Source organism: Sphingobium sp. TA15, from assembly GCF_037101235.1.
In the GTDB taxonomy this organism is placed as follows: Bacteria; Pseudomonadota; Alphaproteobacteria; order Sphingomonadales; family Sphingomonadaceae; genus Sphingobium; species Sphingobium indicum.
Genome location: NZ_AP025355.1, coordinates 1,811,483 through 1,827,389, shown reverse-complemented (window position 1 = coordinate 1,827,389; position 15,907 = coordinate 1,811,483). Strand labels below are relative to the sequence as shown.

The following is a 15,907-nucleotide window of genomic DNA, read 5'->3' as shown; positions in this document are numbered from 1 at the left end:
GCGCCGTTAGCGGCGATCGGGAGGACTATTCCGGCGGATCGGCGATCGTCACAATCCGCTGAGCGCACGGGCGCGCACCGTTATCCACTTCTCGCAAGAAGCGGTCAGGGCGTCGGTTCATTGCCGGATGATGCGCACGCATATCCCTGCGCAATCTCTCGCAACGCCTGCATTTCCGCTGAAATATCCGTCGCTCGCCAACTGAGGAAGATGGGCGAGGCTGCGTCCTCATCGACGATGTCCCTATAAGCGACGTCCTCTGTGCGCAGGCGACGGACGGCTGAGGGCACCACGCAGATGCCGGCCTGGGCCACCACCAGGCCTAGGGCGGTCTGCAATTCCCGAACCTCGCGAATACGGCGGGGTTCGAGCGCATTGTTGCGGAACAGGCCAAGGACATGATCGGCGTAGCTGGGCCTCGGCTCGCTGGGATAGAGGATCAGTTCGTAGGCCGCGACCGACCTCAGCTCCACGCCGCCGCCGTGGCGGGCCAGCTGATGGTCGATGGGGACGGCGACCACCAGCCGCTCACGCATGATGAGATGGCGGGCGATATTGGGATCGTCGAACGCCAGCCGTCCGATCCCGGCATCGATCCGGCCGTCCTTGAGCGCCGCCATCTGCGTTACCGTGTTCATTTCGACCAGCTCGACTTCCACGTCGGTCGCCCCGTCCCGGAATTTGCGGATGAGTTCGGGAACCGGCCCATAGATGCTCGATCCGACGAACCCGATCACGAAACGTCTGCGATTGCCGCTGCGATGGCGCGCCATGCCGGCGTGAAGCTGTTCCATCTCCGCCACGACGCGCATTGCATGATCCAGAAACAGCCTGCCACCCTCCGTCAGCCCCAGCGGCCGGCTGGCGCGCTGGAACAGGGTGACGCCCAGCGCCTCCTCCAGCTCACGTATCTGCCGGCTCAGCGGCGGCTGGGCGATTCCCAGCCGTTCGGCGGCCCGAGTGAAATTCCTCTCCTGAGCGACGGCGAGGAAATAGCGAAGGTGACGCAATTCCATGAATCATACCTGTAGGGTATGATATCGGATGAAATCAATCTTTCTCCTTCGCTGGATCGCGGCTTACGACATCGCAATACTGATTCGATACGGCAGAGGCATGGTCACGATCACCCGAATTGAAACGATCCTTGTAGATGTGCCGACGATACGCCCCCATGTTCTGGCGATGGCGACGATGCATCGGCAGACGCTGTGCATCGTGCGCATCCATTGCGGCGACGGCGTCACGGGCGTCGGCGAAGCGACCACCATCGGCGGTCTCTCATACGGCCCGGAAAGTCCAGAAGGCATCAAGCTGGTTATCGACAGCTATTTCGCGCCGATCCTCGAAAGTTGCGACGCTGCGCGGCCGGCCGAGGCGATGGCGCGGCTGGGACGTCACATCGTTGGCAATCACTTCGCGAAATGCGCGATCGAGACAGCGCTGCTCGATGCCCAGGGCAAGCGTGTCGGCCTGCCCGTCAGCGAATTGCTGGGCGGCCGTCGTCGCGACAGGCTGCCGGTGCTGTGGACGCTGGCGAGCGGCGATACGGACAAGGACATCGCCGAGGCAGAGCGGATGATCGCGACCCGGCGGCACAACGCCTTCAAGCTCAAGATCGGCAAGCGCCCGGTCGCCGAGGACGTGGCCCATGTCGGCGCCATCAAAAAGGCGCTGGGCGACCGCGCAAGCGTGCGCGTCGATGTCAACATGGCCTGGTCCGAAACCACGGCGCGAACGGGCATCGACATGCTGGCCGACATCGGTTGCGACCTGGTGGAGCAACCGATCATTCGCCATAATCGCGCGGGCATGGCGCGCCTTGCCGCGCGCGCGCGCATCCCCATCATGGCGGATGAGGCGCTGACCGGCCCGGCCGCCGCCTACGACTATGCGTCCCACGCCGCCGCAGATGTGTTCGCGGTGAAGATCGAGCAGTCCGGCGGGCTCTTCGCGGCGAAGGAGGTGCAGGCGATCGCAGCTGCCGCCGGAATCGCGCTATACGGCGGCACGATGCTGGAGGCGGCCGTGGGGACCGTCGCTTCGGCCCATGTCTTTGCGACCTTTGCGCAGATCGACTTTGGCACCGAATTGTTCGGCCCCCTCCTCTTGACCGAGGAGATATTGGAGGAGCCGCTCGTCTACGAGGACTTCACCTTGCTGGTGCCGGACGGGCCGGGCCTGGGCGTATCGCTGGACGAGGACAGGATCGCTCACTTCCGTCGCGATGCCGCGTCCGCAACCATTTCCATTCCCTCTCTTCCTTCTTCCCAGGCGGTCTGAACCATGCTTTTCAAAGTCGAAATGGACGTGAACGTGCCGCTGGATTTGGAGCCAGCGAAGTTCGAGGCCCTCAAGGCCGCCGAGCGCGCCTATTCGCAGGAGCTGCAGCAGAGCGGACAATGGCGCCACATCTGGCGCGTCGTCGGGCGATATTCCAACGTCAGCATCTTCGACGTCGCCGACAATGGCGCGTTGCACGACATCCTCACCGCCCTCCCTCTCTATCCCTTCATGACCATCCGCGTGACGGCTCTGTGCCGCCATCCTTCATCCATCCGCGACGACGACCGCTAAGGCCGCCCCCAGGAGAGACCTATGACACCCGATTTCGTGAAGACCGCTCCCATCCAGACCTTGCTGGACCGCGCCAGCGGCATGAATGCCGAAGGGGGCGATGACCGCCTGAAAGCCATCGTCCGCGATCTGATCGAGGCCGTGATGGTCGCCATCGTGAAGCACGACATCTCCGAAAGCGAGTTCTGGCAGGCTGTCACCTTCCTTCAGCAGGGCGCGGGAGAATTCGGGCTGATCGTTCCCGGTGCGGGCATCGAACATTTCCTCGACCTCTACATGGACGCCAAGGATAGCGAGGTCGGCTTATCGGGCGGCACGCCGCGCACCATAGAGGGCCCGCTCTATGTGGAGGGCGCGCCGCTCGTCGAAGGCGAGGCGAACCTTTCGGACGATGCTGACGATACGGACACGCTCCACATGTCCGGCTTCGTGACGGGGCCGGATGGCGAGCCCGTCCAGAACGCCGTCGTCCATGTCTGGCACGCCAACAGCCAGGGCTGGTATTCGCATTTCGATCCCACGCGCGAGCAGACTCCGTTCAACAACCGCCGCCGCATCAGGCTGGGCGCCGATGGCCGCTACGCCTTTCATTCCAAGATGCCCAATGGCTACAGCGTTCCTCCTGGAGGGGCGACCGACAGGCTTATGAAGGCGATCGGCCGCCACGGCAATCGCCCGGCACATGTGCATTTCTTCGTCGAAGCGCCGGGTTATCGGACGCTGACCACCCAGATCAACTTTGGCGACGATCCCTTTGCCGCGGACGATTTCGCCTTCGGCACGCGTGAAGGCCTGCTGCCGGTTCCCGATCGTCGGGACAAGAGCGCCTTTATCGCCTTTGATTTCCAACTCCAGCGCGCAGCGTCGAAGGAAGACGAAAACTTCTCCACGCGCGCCCGCGCCAAGGCCTGAGGCTGTGCCGTGACCAGCAAGATCTACGACAGCCCTCGGGTCGCACTGGAAGGCCTGTTGTTCGACGGAATGACGATCATGTCGGGCGGTTCGCTCGGTCTCGCAACGCTGTGCATCGGCGTCGGCCAGGGGCTGGCAGTCGCAGTGGAGCGCATATGACCGGCGGCGATTTCATCACCACGGGAGACGGCTGCCGCATCGCATGGCGCTTCGACGGACCGGAAGGCGCGCCCGTCCTCCTGCTGTCCAACTCGCTCGGCACTGACATGGGGATGTGGGATTCGCAGATAGGGGCATGGAGAGATCGCTTTCGCATCCTGCGCTACGACCAGCGCGGCCATGGCCGATCGGACGCACCGGCGGGCGCCTATTCGCTGGATCGCCTCGGCCGTGACGTTATCGAACTGCTCGATGCCCTGGCGATCGACCGGGTTGATTTCTGCGGCCTGTCGCTGGGCGGTATGATCGGTCAATGGCTGGGCATCCGTGCGCCGGAACGGCTGAGACGATTGGTGATCGCCAACAGCTCCGGCTTCATGGGACCGCCGGGGTCATGGGATGCGCGGATCGCGCTGGTCCGCGAACAGGGCATGGCTCCCCTTGCACAGGCATCCATTGATCGCTGGTTCACGGCCGCTTTCGCTCAGGCGGCGCCCGATGCCATCGCGACGGTCGGCGCCATGTTGCAGGCCACCAGCCCCGAAGGCTATGCCGGTTGCTGCGCCGCCATCCGCGATATGGACATGCGCCGCACCGCAGCGCTGATCTCCGTCCCGACCCTTGTGGTCGGCGGAAGCCAGGATCCTGCGACGCCGCCCGCGCACAGCGAAGCGCTGGCACGCACCATTCCTGCCGCCGAGCTGGTCATGCTGAACGCCGCGCATCTTTCCAATGTGGAACAATCCGCAGCGTTCGCGGACGCCTGCCAGTCCTTCCTGGCATGATTGATCGAATTGCTGCGGGATGGGGACGAAGGGATGTTTCGCCTGCGGGAACCGGATAGACGGTAAGCGCCGCCAATACCAAGGCTTATGCGAACCTTTCGATGGGGGTGAGGCTGGCAACGGAAGCTGGCACGCCTTTCTCCCATGAATCCAATGGGCTTTGTGTCGCGCCTATTCCGTTGTTCTCCTCTCTTGCGCTGCTGTTCGCCTGCACCAGCGTCATATGCCGCATGCGGCCTGTACAACGGATATTCTCGGCAGACCCCGTCGCTGAAAGAGGATGAAAATGCGTCAAAACTCCCTCATCAAGATGGATGAAGAACTTGTTTCCCGGCTTGAATTGCTTGTTACCAGCCGCAAGCCGGCGGAGCTGAGCGAGACGCTCGGCATCAGCTACAACACATTTCGCAAGTTGCTGGCCGGCCAGCCCATCCGTGGATCGGTTGCCGTCCGCCTGAAGGACCGCGTGCGGGAAATAGAACGGGACCTTGCCCGAGTTCAGGCCTGAGCTCTCCCCAAGCCGGAACGCTTTGCTTGAAGCTGGCGGCACCCGGCGCTGTCCAAATCGGCAGGTCGTAAGCGCACCGCGTCCGATTTGACGCAGCGCGCCCTGAACGCTGAACATGAAAATACCCGGACCCTCGATGCGACGCGACCGGCTTTCGGCGTGCCATTCCGCGATATCTGCAAGAACCGGACAATCGTCCATACGATCAGCCAAATTCGGATTGTCATATGCCGGGGCACTGTGCAGCAATGACAACCGCGCCTGAATGCCAAAAATCAGAATAAGAACCACTTTCGCACGATCCAAATGGGTGATCGCTCCGATCAAGATAAGCGGCCGCAAATGGCTTTATTTGTATAGAAACAAAAGGGGCTAAGCATGAGAGATTTCAATAAATCACGCACGAAATCATTTGCCTGCGCGGGCGTTGCACTGTCGGCATTGCTTTGGGGCAGCGCCAGCCATGCGCAGAGCGCCGTGGAAGCTATCAAAGCGCCCGCTGCCCTGCAGTCAGGCACCCCAAATAATGATCCTGCGGAACCTGCCGGCCATGCCGGGGAGGAGGCCGCCTCCGAAATCGTCGTCACGGCCAGCCGCATTTCGCGCACCGGTTTCACCGCGCCGACACCTGTGACCACGATCAGCGCGGAAGAGATTCAGAACCGCGCGCCAAGTTCCCTCGCAGACGTTCTGGTCACGATCCCGAGCTTCCGGCCGACCAACACACCGACCACGAGCGGCGTGAACTCGCGCGGGGGTGGGATCGTAACCGCCGACCTGCGCGGTCTTGGCGCGACCCGGACCCTCGTGCTCGTCAACGGGCGCCGCTTTGTGCCGAGCGGCACCGACGGCGTGGTCGACCTCAAGCTGATTCCTACGCTTCTCATTGGATCTGCCGAGACGGTGACGGGCGGCGCCTCCGCCGCCTGGGGCTCGGACGCGGTCGCGGGCGTGATCAACTTCATTCTCAAGGACAAGCTCGAGGGCGTACAAGGGACGATACAGAACGGCATATCGGAACAGGGCGACAATGCCGAGTTCCGCGCCTCGCTCGCGGCGGGGACGACCTTGATGGGCGGTCGCCTGCGCCTCCTGATCGGCGGCGACTATATCCACAACAAAGGAATCCCGAATCAATATTCGCGCGATTGGGGTCGACGCGAAGTGGGCCTTATCACGAACGCCGCCTATGCGGACAATGGCCTGCCCAACTACATCATTGCCCCGCAAGTCTATCCCTCGCTGATGACGCCGGGTGGCCTGATAACCAGTGGCCCGCTGCGCGGCACGGCATTCGGTGCGGGCGGCACGCCGTACCAGTTCGACTTCGGCCAGGTTTTCGGTTCGCAGATGATCGGGGGCGGCAATCAGGGCAATCACCTGTCGCGGTCCACGCAACTCGCCGCGCCCTATGAGGCGAAAATCGTCATGGCCAAGGCCGATTTCGACCTGACCGATGCGGTTACGCTGTTCGCGGAGGTCAACGGCGCCTGGTCCAGTTCGGGAGGGTTTTCTCAACAGTCCCGCGACGCGGGCACGCTGACGATCCGGCGCGACAACGCCTATCTGCCCGAATCCGTGCGGCAGGCGATGGTCACCAACAATCTGGACACCATTGCCGTTGGCCGCCTGAACAACGATGCCGGTCCGGTCCGGGTCCATTCCTCGAACGAGACGCTGCGCTTCGTCACCGGGTTCCGCGCCAATCTCGGCGGGAACTGGAAGCTCAACGGCTATGTGCAATACGGCCAGAACACCTATGACGTGGCAAGCGGCCCCAACAACCGCATCGTGGCCAATTATATGCGGGCCATAGACGCCGTGTTCGCCCCGGGCGGGCAGATCGTCTGCCGCTCGACGCTCGCCAATCCTGCCGACGGGTGCAAGCCGCAGAATATTTTTGGCGATGGTTCGCTCGTGGTCGATGATTATTCGTTCGGCACGGCCTCCTTCCATCTACGCACGGAACAGCGCGTCGCCTCACTGAACATCAATGGCGACATATTTTCGACCTGGGCCGGTCCTGTCTCGATCGCGGCGGGCATAGAGACGCGAAAGGAGGAGGCGGCGGGCACATCTGATCCGCTTTCCACGCAGGTGCAGGCGAACGGATCAATCGGCGCGTTCCAGATCGGCAACCAGGTGCCGATCGTGGGTTCCTACAGCCTTTGGGAAGCCTATGGCGAGGCGGTCGTGCCGCTTCTGCGCGACAGTCCGCTAGGCAAGTCGCTCGACCTCAACGCCGCCGTGCGGCGTACCGACTATTCCACCAGCGGCACAGTGACGACGTGGAAGGCTGGACTCTCCTACACCCCATTCGCGGGCCTGCGGCTACGCGCGACCCGGTCGCGTGACATCCGCGCGCCCAACCTGGCCGAGCTCTTCCAGAACGGGGGCAGCTCTTTCGTCAATGTATTCGATTCCAAGCTGGGCACCGTGGTACAGGTGCGCGAAGTGCAGCAAGGCAACCCCGATCTGCGCCCGGAGAAAGCCGATACCTGGACGATGGGCTTCGTTGTCGAGCCTGCCTTCCTGCGCGGCTTTCAACTTTCGGTCGATTACTATGACATCGACGTCCAGGACGTGATCGCCGGCGTCCCCTCGGCACTGGCGGTATCGCGCTGTTCGGCCGGGTTGACGCTGTTCTGCTCCAGCATTGCCTTCAATCCGGACGGAACGATCCGCAACACGATCCTGCAGCAGCTCAATCTCAATTCGCTCAAGACGGCGGGGGTCGACGTGGAGGCCCGCTTTGCGTTCGAGCCCGGCTTCATGCCTGGCCGCATCGCGTTGCGCGCGCTGGCCAGCTATGTTGACAAGTTCGTTACGGTGGATGCTGCCGGCGCGACCGATCGCGTGGGACAGGTAAGTCAGTTCAACCGCGCGCCTGGCGTGCCCCATTTCACCGGGGTGGGCGAGATCACCTATAGCAACGCGGATTTCCTTGCGAACCTGCAGGTTCGCATGGTTGGCAAAGGGGTATACAACAACGCTTTCACCCAAGGCTCCGGAGCGGCCAACACGATCAATGACAACCACATCCCTGCCTATGCCTATCTCGGTCTCAATCTTTCGCAGGGCATCACTGCCGGCAGGACGAGCTTCACCTTGTTCGGCACGATCAATAATCTCCTCGATACCGACCCGCCGATGATCCCATCCGGTTCGATCGGCTTCGCCAACGAGACGAGCACCAATCCAGCCTTTTACGATGTGATTGGCCGGTCGTTCAAGATCGGCGTCCGGTTCTCGCTGTGACATTGTGGACAGAAACGGCGTGACCATGATGATGCGGCGGCAAGTCCCGGACGCGGTGGCCGTGGCGGCTGTCTCCTCAAGGGCGCCTGCCGCCGCACCAATGGCGCCCGGCCGCGCTCCGGGATGCCGTTCTCCGGTTTGGGGGGCAACCAATGTCGATAGGGGGATGGTCGATGGCAGGTTGCGCGTGCGCGGCGGGAGGCTGTTGGACTTCGATCCCGCGCGCTTGCGCTCCGGCAGCACCACCGCAGTGGCGCGCGTGCGCCATGCCCATGATCTTATAGTGAAGGACTGACCATGATTCGCATCCGCACTGCTTTGCTGCTTGCTGCCTCCACGCTCACGGCCCCGGCGACAGCCCGTGAAGGCAATGCTGTCACCGTTTATGTCAACGCCAAGGCCTTCACCGCGGATAGCGCGGACAGGGTGGTGGACGCTTTCGCGGTGGAGGGCGATCATTTCGTCAGGGTCGGCACACGTGCGGACATGGCGCCTTACGAGAAGGCGGGGGCCAGCCTCGTCGATCTCCATGGCGCGTTCGTGGTTCCCGGGCTGACCGACAACCACTTCCACGGCATCGGCGGCGGGGATGATGTAGCCCTCGTCAATGTACGCACGATGGATGAACTGGTCGCCGCGCTTCGGACCGCCGCCCAGGGCGCGCCGACCGACAAGCCGCTGCTCTCGAACAGCGATTGGCACGAAGCGCAGCTCAAGGAGCAGCGCAAGCCGACCTGGGCCGATCTCGACAAGGCATCGACGACAGTACCGATCATCGTGGTGCGCGGCGGACATTCCATCTTCCTTAACAGCGCGGCGCTGAAAAAGTACGGCATCACCAAAGCGACGCCCGTGCCGCCCGGCGGATCGATCGAGCGGGGACCGGACGGGGAACTTACCGGCGAACTGGTCGACAATGCGAAGAAGCTGGTGCCGATGCCCGCTCCCACGCCGCTGTCCGAAAAGGAACTGATCGACACGCAGACGAAAATGAACAGCTTTGGCGTCACTGCGGTTCGGGTGCCCGGCGCGTTCCGCAAGGGGCAGATCCTCGATGTCTATGCGCTGGCGCAGAAGATGGAACAGGCGGGCACGCTCTCGCTGCGCTACACCATGCTGCGCCCCGGCCCCGGATTTGCCGGCGGCACCGCCGAAGCGCTCAAGACCGGCCCACAGCAGGACGCGGGCGATGAATGGGTGCGGATCGGTGGCGTCAAGCTGATGGTGGACGGCGGCTTTGAGGCGGCGCGCTTTACCCAGCCCTACGCCGAGCCCTTCGGCAAGAATGGGACATATTACGGCATTGCGGTCGTTCCGCCCGAGAAGACCAGGGCCGACGTGATGCAACTCAACCGGGATGGCTGGCGGGTGGCGATCCACGCTGCGGGGGACGCCGGGATCGACCAGGCACTCACCGCGATGGAGGCGGCCAGCGCGGAGAAGCCGATCAAGGGGAAGCTATGGGCCATCGAACACGGCTTCGTGATCAATCCGGCGGAACTGAAGCGGATGAAGGCCCTGGACGTCACCGCTTCGCTGCAGGATCACCAGTATCTGGCTGGCCCCACGGAAGAGAAGATGTGGGGACGCCAGCGCGCCGACCGGGTGACGCCGGCCAAGAGCTACTGGGATGCGGGGCTTCTGGTAACGGGCGGAACCGACGCGCCGGTGATTCCAGAAAACCCGTTCTGGGCGATGTACTACTTCGCCAGCCGGGATTCGATCAGCGGCGGCGCCTATGGCCCTGCCGAGGCGATCACTTCGCGCCAGCGCCTCATCAGGATGTTCACCATAAACTATGCCAGGATGATCGGTGCCGAGAAGGTGCGCGGTTCGATCGAGCCGGGAAAGCTGGCTGACTTCGCAGTAATCGACACCGATCTGCTCACCGCGCCGGTGGCGAAAATCCGCGATGCCGCGGCAGTGGCTACTTATGTTGGCGGAAGACAGGTCTTTGCCGCTGGGGCAACTAAATGAGAAGGGGCTGTCAAAGCAGGCGGCAACAGGGAAACGGGCGGCATGAGCCGCCCGTCGCAGACCATTTCGTCACTTCAACTCGTCACCCGAGTTGATCCGTCTCGTGGTGTTCCTGTATGTCCGCTACCCATTGTCGTTGCGGAATGTGGAAGACCTGAGCTTCGAACGCGGCATCGACATATGTCATGAGACGGTACGGCTCTGGTGGGACCGCTTCGATCCGCTGTTCGCAAGCGACATTCGTCGGCAGCGGATCAGTCGCATGAAGGGCCTCCGACACTGGCGGTCGTGCCTCCACCTGCGGCGGGCGTAGCGCGTTCCGGCGCATCCTGTCCGGGCTTTGATCCATCACCCGTACCATCAATGTACTCGGATTGGGGTGGGACCGACCGAACTCACGTGGCCGATAATATCAGAAAATGGCGGAAAAGAGCCATTTCACGGATGTCCTTGGACGGCTCTGGAAGGAGAAATGGAGGCCCGAGCCGGAATCGAACCGGCGTATACGGATTTGCAGTCCGCTGCGTCACCACTCCGCCATCGGGCCTCGTCGTGGGTGGCCGCAAATGTGCGGCTTTTGGTGCAAAGTCAAGCAGGGCTGTGATATTGTGGCGCAAGATTCTGGTGCCAAGGCGCGCAAAGCCGCTTGGCGTGGCTTGTCCGCTGATTTAGAGGTCCGATAATATCTTTGCTGTATTGCTTTCCTAATACAGCTCCCCTAAAAGCTATTCCAGTCGAGGAATTGTCGTGACCGAGCAGAATTTTTCATCGATGCGGGCCGCCATGGTCGAAAGCCAGCTTCGCACCAGCGATGTGGACGATCAGCGCGTGATCGCGGCGATGGCGCATGTGGCGCGCGAGGAATTCGTGCCGGCCGAGCGGCGGGCGATGGCCTATGTCGACCGGCCGGTCCCGCTCGCCGGCGGGCGCGCGCTCAATCCGCCGCTGGTGACGGGCCGCCTGCTCAAGGAGGCGCAGATCGCCAAGGGCGACAAGGTGCTGCTGATCGGCGCCGCCACCGGCTACAGCGCGGCGCTGCTCGCAAGGCTGGGCGCTCAGGTCACCGCGGTCGAGGAAGAGGGCGGGCCGGAGATCGCGGTAGACGGCGTGGCGGTGGTTCGCGGTCCGCTGAACGCCGGTTCCGCCGCCGATGCGCCCTATGATGTGCTGTTTATCGACGGCGCAGTGGAGGAAGTGCCCGCCGCGCTCGTTCAGCAGCTTGCCGATGGCGCGCGGGTGGTGACGGGTATCGTGGAGCGCGGCGTCACCCGCCTGTGCAGCGGTCGGGTGGTGTCGGGCGTGCTGGGTCTTTCCCGCCTCGCCGACATGGAAATGGTTGTGCTTCCGGGCTTTGCCGCGCCGGAAGGATTTGTGTTCTGAAAGGGCCTATTGGGGGGGACATGACGGCAAAAGTTCGGCTTTCGGGGCGCACCGCCTTCATCCTGTTGCTGTCGATGTCCTCCGCCTTGGGCGGCGCGGCCCATGCGGAAACGTTGCAGGGCGCGCTCGCCAAGGCCTATCGGTCGAACCCGACCCTGACGGGAGCGCGCGCCGGGCAGCGGGCGACGGATGAGAATGTGCCGATCCAGAAGGCGGCGGGTCGGCCCGCGCTGGATGGGACCGGCAGCTATTCCGAAAGCATCCTCAAGCCCACGATCAGCTTCACTTCGCCGCAGCGCACGCTGAACGCGAACGCGCAGTTGAGCGTCCCTCTCTATGCCGGGGGCAGCGTGCGCAACGCCGTCCGGGCCGCCAAGACGCGGGTCGCCGCCGGTCAGGCCGATCTGCGCGGCACGGAGGCCAGCGTCTTCTCGCAGGTCGTCGCGGCCTATATGGACGTCATCCGCAACAGCGCGGTCGTCGCGCTCAACCAGGCCAATGTGCGGGCGCTGGAGGTCAATCTGCAGGCGACCGGCGATCGGTTCGAGGTGGGCGACGTGACCCGCACCGACGTGGCGCAATCCGAATCCCGCCTGGCGCTGGCGCGGTCCGACCTGCAAAATGCGGAGGCCAATCTGATCACGGCCCGCGAAAATTACATCGCGCTGGTGGGCGAGGCGCCCGACAATCTGGAGCCGCCGCCGCCCCTGCCGGGCCTGCCCGCGACCCCGGAAAGCGCCGTGCAGGTGGCGCTCAAGGACAATCCCGACATTCTGGCCGCGCAGAAGCTGAGGGAAGCGCAGCAGTTCGACGTGCGCGCCGCCAAGGGCACGGTGCTGCCGACGGTATCCGCCTTCACCCAGGCGGGCTACACCAACTATCTGGACACGTTGACCAGCAGCGCCACCGGATCGCAGATCAACAAGCAGGCGTCGGCTGGCGTCCAGCTCAATATTCCCTTCTATCAGGGCGGCCGTCCGGCCGCGCAGGTGCGGCGCAACCAGGCGCTGGAATCCCAGGCTCTGGAGCGAGAGATCGAGGTCGAGCGCGGCGTGATCGCGCAGACGCGGTCCGCCTATGCAAGCTGGCAGGCGTCGCTGGAAAGCATCCAGTCGAACCAGAAGGCGGTGGAGGCGGCCAACCTGTCGCTCGAAGGCGTGCGGGCGGAAAATTCCGTCGGCAGCCGCACCATCCTGGACATTTTGAATGCCGAGCAGGAGGCGGTGAACGCCAAGGTTCAGCTCGTGACGGCGCGCCGCAACGCCTATGTCGCGGGTTTCAGCCTGCTGGCCGCCATGGGCCATGCGGAGGCGGACGACCTGAACCTGGAGGCGGGCACGCTCTACGACCCGATGGTCAATTACGACCGGGTGAAGGGCAAGTGGTTCGACTGGGATTTCGACTCCGCGCCCAAGGTGCAATCGACGCGGACCGTTGACTCGCCCGCGCAAAACGCCAATGTGGATCCCGGTTTGGCGCAGCCTTAACGCAATTTTAACCCCAAGGGCGTTCCTTTGGTGCTATAGCGTTAACGGGGACTGGAATAGGGGTTGACCATGGGCGACATGAGCAAGGAACCCTCGATGGAGGACATCCTGTCGTCCATCAAGCGGATCATCGCTGAAGAGGGCGAGGAGGCGGTGCAGACCCTGCCGCGCCGCGTGCGGGGCGAGGCGGCGCCCAAGGTCCGCGCCGTTCCCGTTGCGGAGGCGATGTCCGAGCCTGCCAGCGACGAAGTGCTGGAACTGACCGACGAGGTCGCTGTGGAGGAACCCATGCCCGCCCATCGAACGTCCCGCGCCCCCAAGACCGTTGCCGAGCAGGGGGATGCGTCCATCCTGTCCGTCGAGAGCGAAGTCGCGGCCCGGCATTCGCTGTCCGCTTTGTCCTCAATGCTGGTGACGCCCAAGGATGGCGAGGACAATACGCTGGACGGGCTGGTCCGCTCGATGCTGAAGCCGATGCTGAAGGAATGGCTGGACGCGCGGCTGCCGCAGATGGTCGAAGATATGGTCGCCAGGGAAATCGCCCGCATCACCGGGCGTTGAGCAGGGTGGAGAGGGCCGATTCGGCGGGCCGGGGAGGGCGGTTGCTCATCCTGTGCGCGATTCATGCTTTACGCACCCTGATCTGAGCATTCTTGTTCTTTTATTACGCGTGGGTGGTTGATCCTTGCGCGTTGGCGGGATTGCCGCCTACACCCTTGTCCATAGCCGTCGACGCCGCCCGCGAGAGAGCGGCGCGACTCGATCCAAGGGTGCTCATCCATGAAATATCTTCTGCAAGCGGGACTTGGCGCTCTGGCCCTGGCCCAATCGGCGTTGGCCGTCGCGCCCGCCGCTGCCCGGCCATTCACGCCCAGCGACATGGTCAGCCTGAACCGCGTGTCGGCCCCGGCGGTTTCGCCGGACGGGAAATGGCTGGCCTATCAGTTGCGCGTGACCGACCTCGCCGGGAACAGGGGCCGGACGGACCTGTATCTGCTGGACCTGGGCAAGGCGGGCGCAACGCCGCGCATGATTGCTTCGGCCCCCGACAAGAATGAAAGCGCGCCGGCCTTTTCGGCGGACGGGAAATCGCTCTATTATCTGTCCAACCGGAGCGGCGACGACCAGCTTTGGCGGGTCGCCGTAGCAGGTGGGAGCGCCGAGCAGGTGACGCGGGCGCCCGGCGGAATTTCCGGCTTTCTGCTCAGCGCCACGGGCGACCGGGTCGCCCTGTGGGCGGACCGGCCCGTGGGGGCGAAGACCCTTGACGACACAAAGCCTGCCGCGCTCCCAAGCGCTGGCACCGGCCGCGTCTACGACCAGCTATTCGCGCGCCATTGGGACACATGGTCCGACGGCCAGCGCTCGCAAATCTTCGTGATGCCGCTGTCGGGCGGCAAGGCGGTGTCGGTCATGGGCGCGCTGGTCGGGGACAGCCCGTCCAAGCCCTTCGGCGGAGCCGAGGAAATCGCCTGGAGCGCCGACGGCAGGACATTGTTCTTCGCGCTGCGCGAAGCGGGGCGGATCGAGCCACTGTCGACCAATCTCGACATCTTCGCGGTCCCGGCGGATGGCGGGGCGGCCCCGGTCAACCTGACCGACGCCAATGACGCGACCGACACCATGCCCGCCGTTTCCCCGGACGGGAAATGGCTGGCCTATGCGGCGATGAAGCGCCCCGGCTATGAAAGCGACCGGCTGGTGCTGATGCTGCGCGACATCGCGACCGGGGAGACGAAGGCGCTGACCGGGAATTGGGACCGCTCGGTGGCCTCCATCGCCTGGGAGGCGGACGGGAAGGGGATAATCGTCACCGCCGACGATGTGCTGGATCATCCGGTGTTCCGCGTGGATGCGGCGTCGGGCAAGGTGGCGCGGCTGACGCAGGCGGGCCATGCGGGCAGCGTCGTGCCGCTGCCCGGGGGCGGCTTCGTCTACGCGCTCGACAGCATCCAGTCGCCCGCCGATTTCTGGAAAATGCCCCCCAATTCCTCCAAAAAGGCGCTGGGCAAGCCGGCGCGCCTTACCGCCGTCAATGCGGAAAAGCTGGCCGGGATCGATGACGTCTCGGTCCAGCGCTACAGCTTCAAGGGCGCGAACGGCGACACCGTCTGGGGCCAGATCGTGAAGCCGAAGGGTGTAACAGGCAAGTTGCCGGTAGCCATGCTGGTCCATGGCGGGCCGCAGGGCAGCTTCAACGATAGCTGGTCCTATCGCTGGAATCCCAAGGCGTTCGCGGCCCATGGCTATGCGGCGGTGATCGTAGATTTCCACGGTTCGACGGGCTACGGCCAGGCCTTCACCGACAGCATCAACAAGGATTGGGGCGGCAAGCCGCTGGAGGATCTGAAACTGGGCCTGGCCGCCGCCGCCAAGGATGCGCAGGTCGATGCCGGCAATGGCTGCGCGCTGGGCGCCAGCTATGGCGGCTATATGATGAACTGGATCGCGGGCAACTGGCCCGACGGGTTCAAATGCCTGGTCCAGCATGACGGCGTGTTCGACGCCCGCGCCATGGCCTATGAAACGGAGGAGCTGTGGTTCGACGAATGGGAACATGGCGGACCCTATTATGAGAATCCGCAGGAGTTCGAGAAGTGGAACCCCGTCAACCATGTGACCCGATGGAAGACGCCGATGCTGGTGGTAACGGGGGAGAAGGATTTTCGCATCCCCTATACGCAAGGGCTGGCGGCGTTCACCGCGTTGCAGCGGCGCGGCGTGCCGTCGAGGCTGCTGGTGTTTCCGGACGAGAATCACTGGGTGCTGAAGCCGCGCAACTCGCTGCAATGGTATGACGAGGCGCTGGGCTGGCTGGACAAGTGGACGAAGAAATAAGGTTGCCGCATCTGAGCGGGTTTTTC

At 63.8% G+C, this 15,907-nt stretch carries 12 protein-coding genes, 1 tRNA gene and 1 pseudogene; 11 read left to right on the top strand and 3 right to left on the bottom strand.

Annotation, left to right across the window (positions count from 1 at the left end):
* Positions 1 to 104: 104 nt before the first annotated feature.
* The gene (locus tag Sj15T_RS09050; protein WP_013040716.1) at positions 105 to 1,016 is read right to left on the bottom strand and encodes a LysR family transcriptional regulator; all 912 of its coding nucleotides are present in this window, start codon (positions 1,014 to 1,016) and stop codon (positions 105 to 107) included.
* A gap of 100 nt (positions 1,017 to 1,116) precedes the next feature.
* On the opposite strand from Sj15T_RS09050, the gene Sj15T_RS09045 reads away from it, so the two are divergent.
* The 5 genes and pseudogenes from Sj15T_RS09045 to pcaD all read left to right on the top strand — a co-directional run bounded on the left by Sj15T_RS09045 (position 1,117) and on the right by pcaD (position 4,433).
* The gene (locus tag Sj15T_RS09045) at positions 1,117 to 2,283 is read left to right on the top strand and encodes a muconate/chloromuconate family cycloisomerase (RefSeq protein ID WP_041385997.1); all 1,167 of its coding nucleotides are present in this window, start codon (positions 1,117 to 1,119) and stop codon (positions 2,281 to 2,283) included.
* Positions 2,284 to 2,286: 3 nt separating this feature from the next.
* Positions 2,287 to 2,577 carry a muconolactone Delta-isomerase gene (catC, locus tag Sj15T_RS09040; protein ID WP_013040714.1) on the top strand — a complete coding sequence of 97 codons (291 nt, stop codon included), beginning with the start codon at positions 2,287 to 2,289 and terminating at the stop codon, positions 2,575 to 2,577.
* Between the two features lie 21 nt (positions 2,578 to 2,598).
* Positions 2,599 to 3,489, top strand: coding sequence for a dioxygenase (locus tag Sj15T_RS09035; RefSeq protein WP_013040713.1), 891 nt, complete (start codon positions 2,599 to 2,601; stop codon positions 3,487 to 3,489).
* A gap of 9 nt (positions 3,490 to 3,498) precedes the next feature.
* A pseudogene (locus Sj15T_RS09030) lies at positions 3,499 to 3,579 on the top strand (succinyl-CoA--3-ketoacid-CoA transferase); the annotation flags it as partial.
* 65 nt (positions 3,580 to 3,644) lie between these two features.
* Positions 3,645 to 4,433 carry a 3-oxoadipate enol-lactonase gene (gene pcaD, locus Sj15T_RS09025; RefSeq protein WP_013040711.1) on the top strand — a complete coding sequence of 263 codons (789 nt, stop codon included), beginning with the start codon at positions 3,645 to 3,647 and terminating at the stop codon, positions 4,431 to 4,433.
* A gap of 85 nt (positions 4,434 to 4,518) precedes the next feature.
* Here the strand turns inward: pcaD and Sj15T_RS09020 are convergent, their stop codons facing one another.
* A complete protein-coding gene (locus tag Sj15T_RS09020; protein ID WP_148225555.1) occupies positions 4,519 to 5,268 on the bottom strand; it encodes a hypothetical protein in 750 nt (249 codons plus the stop codon).
* Positions 5,269 to 5,319: 51 nt separating this feature from the next.
* Here Sj15T_RS09020 and Sj15T_RS09015 point away from each other — a divergent pair, with 51 nt between their 5' ends.
* Both Sj15T_RS09015 and Sj15T_RS09010 read left to right on the top strand, forming a co-directional pair.
* Complete coding sequence (locus Sj15T_RS09015; RefSeq protein ID WP_013040709.1) at positions 5,320 to 8,199, top strand: TonB-dependent receptor; 2,880 nt, start codon at positions 5,320 to 5,322, stop codon at positions 8,197 to 8,199.
* Positions 8,200 to 8,496: 297 nt separating this feature from the next.
* Positions 8,497 to 10,176, top strand: coding sequence for an amidohydrolase (locus Sj15T_RS09010; protein WP_013040707.1), 1,680 nt, complete (start codon positions 8,497 to 8,499; stop codon positions 10,174 to 10,176).
* A gap of 473 nt (positions 10,177 to 10,649) precedes the next feature.
* On the opposite strand, the gene Sj15T_RS09005 is transcribed toward Sj15T_RS09010, so the two are convergent.
* Positions 10,650 to 10,723 (bottom strand) — tRNA-Cys (locus Sj15T_RS09005).
* 200 nt (positions 10,724 to 10,923) lie between these two features.
* Between Sj15T_RS09005 and Sj15T_RS09000 the strand changes: the two genes are divergently transcribed.
* From Sj15T_RS09000 to Sj15T_RS08985, 4 genes are all read left to right on the top strand, one after another.
* The gene (locus Sj15T_RS09000; RefSeq protein WP_007684154.1) at positions 10,924 to 11,556 is read left to right on the top strand and encodes a protein-L-isoaspartate O-methyltransferase; all 633 of its coding nucleotides are present in this window, start codon (positions 10,924 to 10,926) and stop codon (positions 11,554 to 11,556) included.
* A gap of 20 nt (positions 11,557 to 11,576) precedes the next feature.
* Complete coding sequence (locus Sj15T_RS08995) at positions 11,577 to 13,043, top strand: TolC family outer membrane protein (protein WP_013040705.1); 1,467 nt, start codon at positions 11,577 to 11,579, stop codon at positions 13,041 to 13,043.
* A gap of 69 nt (positions 13,044 to 13,112) precedes the next feature.
* Positions 13,113 to 13,604, top strand: a complete 492-nt coding sequence (locus tag Sj15T_RS08990; protein ID WP_013040704.1) for a DUF2497 domain-containing protein — start codon at positions 13,113 to 13,115, stop codon at positions 13,602 to 13,604.
* Positions 13,605 to 13,823: 219 nt separating this feature from the next.
* Positions 13,824 to 15,881 (top strand): S9 family peptidase, encoded by a 2,058-nt coding sequence (locus Sj15T_RS08985; protein WP_013040703.1) that lies wholly within the window; start codon positions 13,824 to 13,826, stop codon positions 15,879 to 15,881.
* The last annotated feature ends 26 nt before the right edge of the window (positions 15,882 to 15,907 follow it).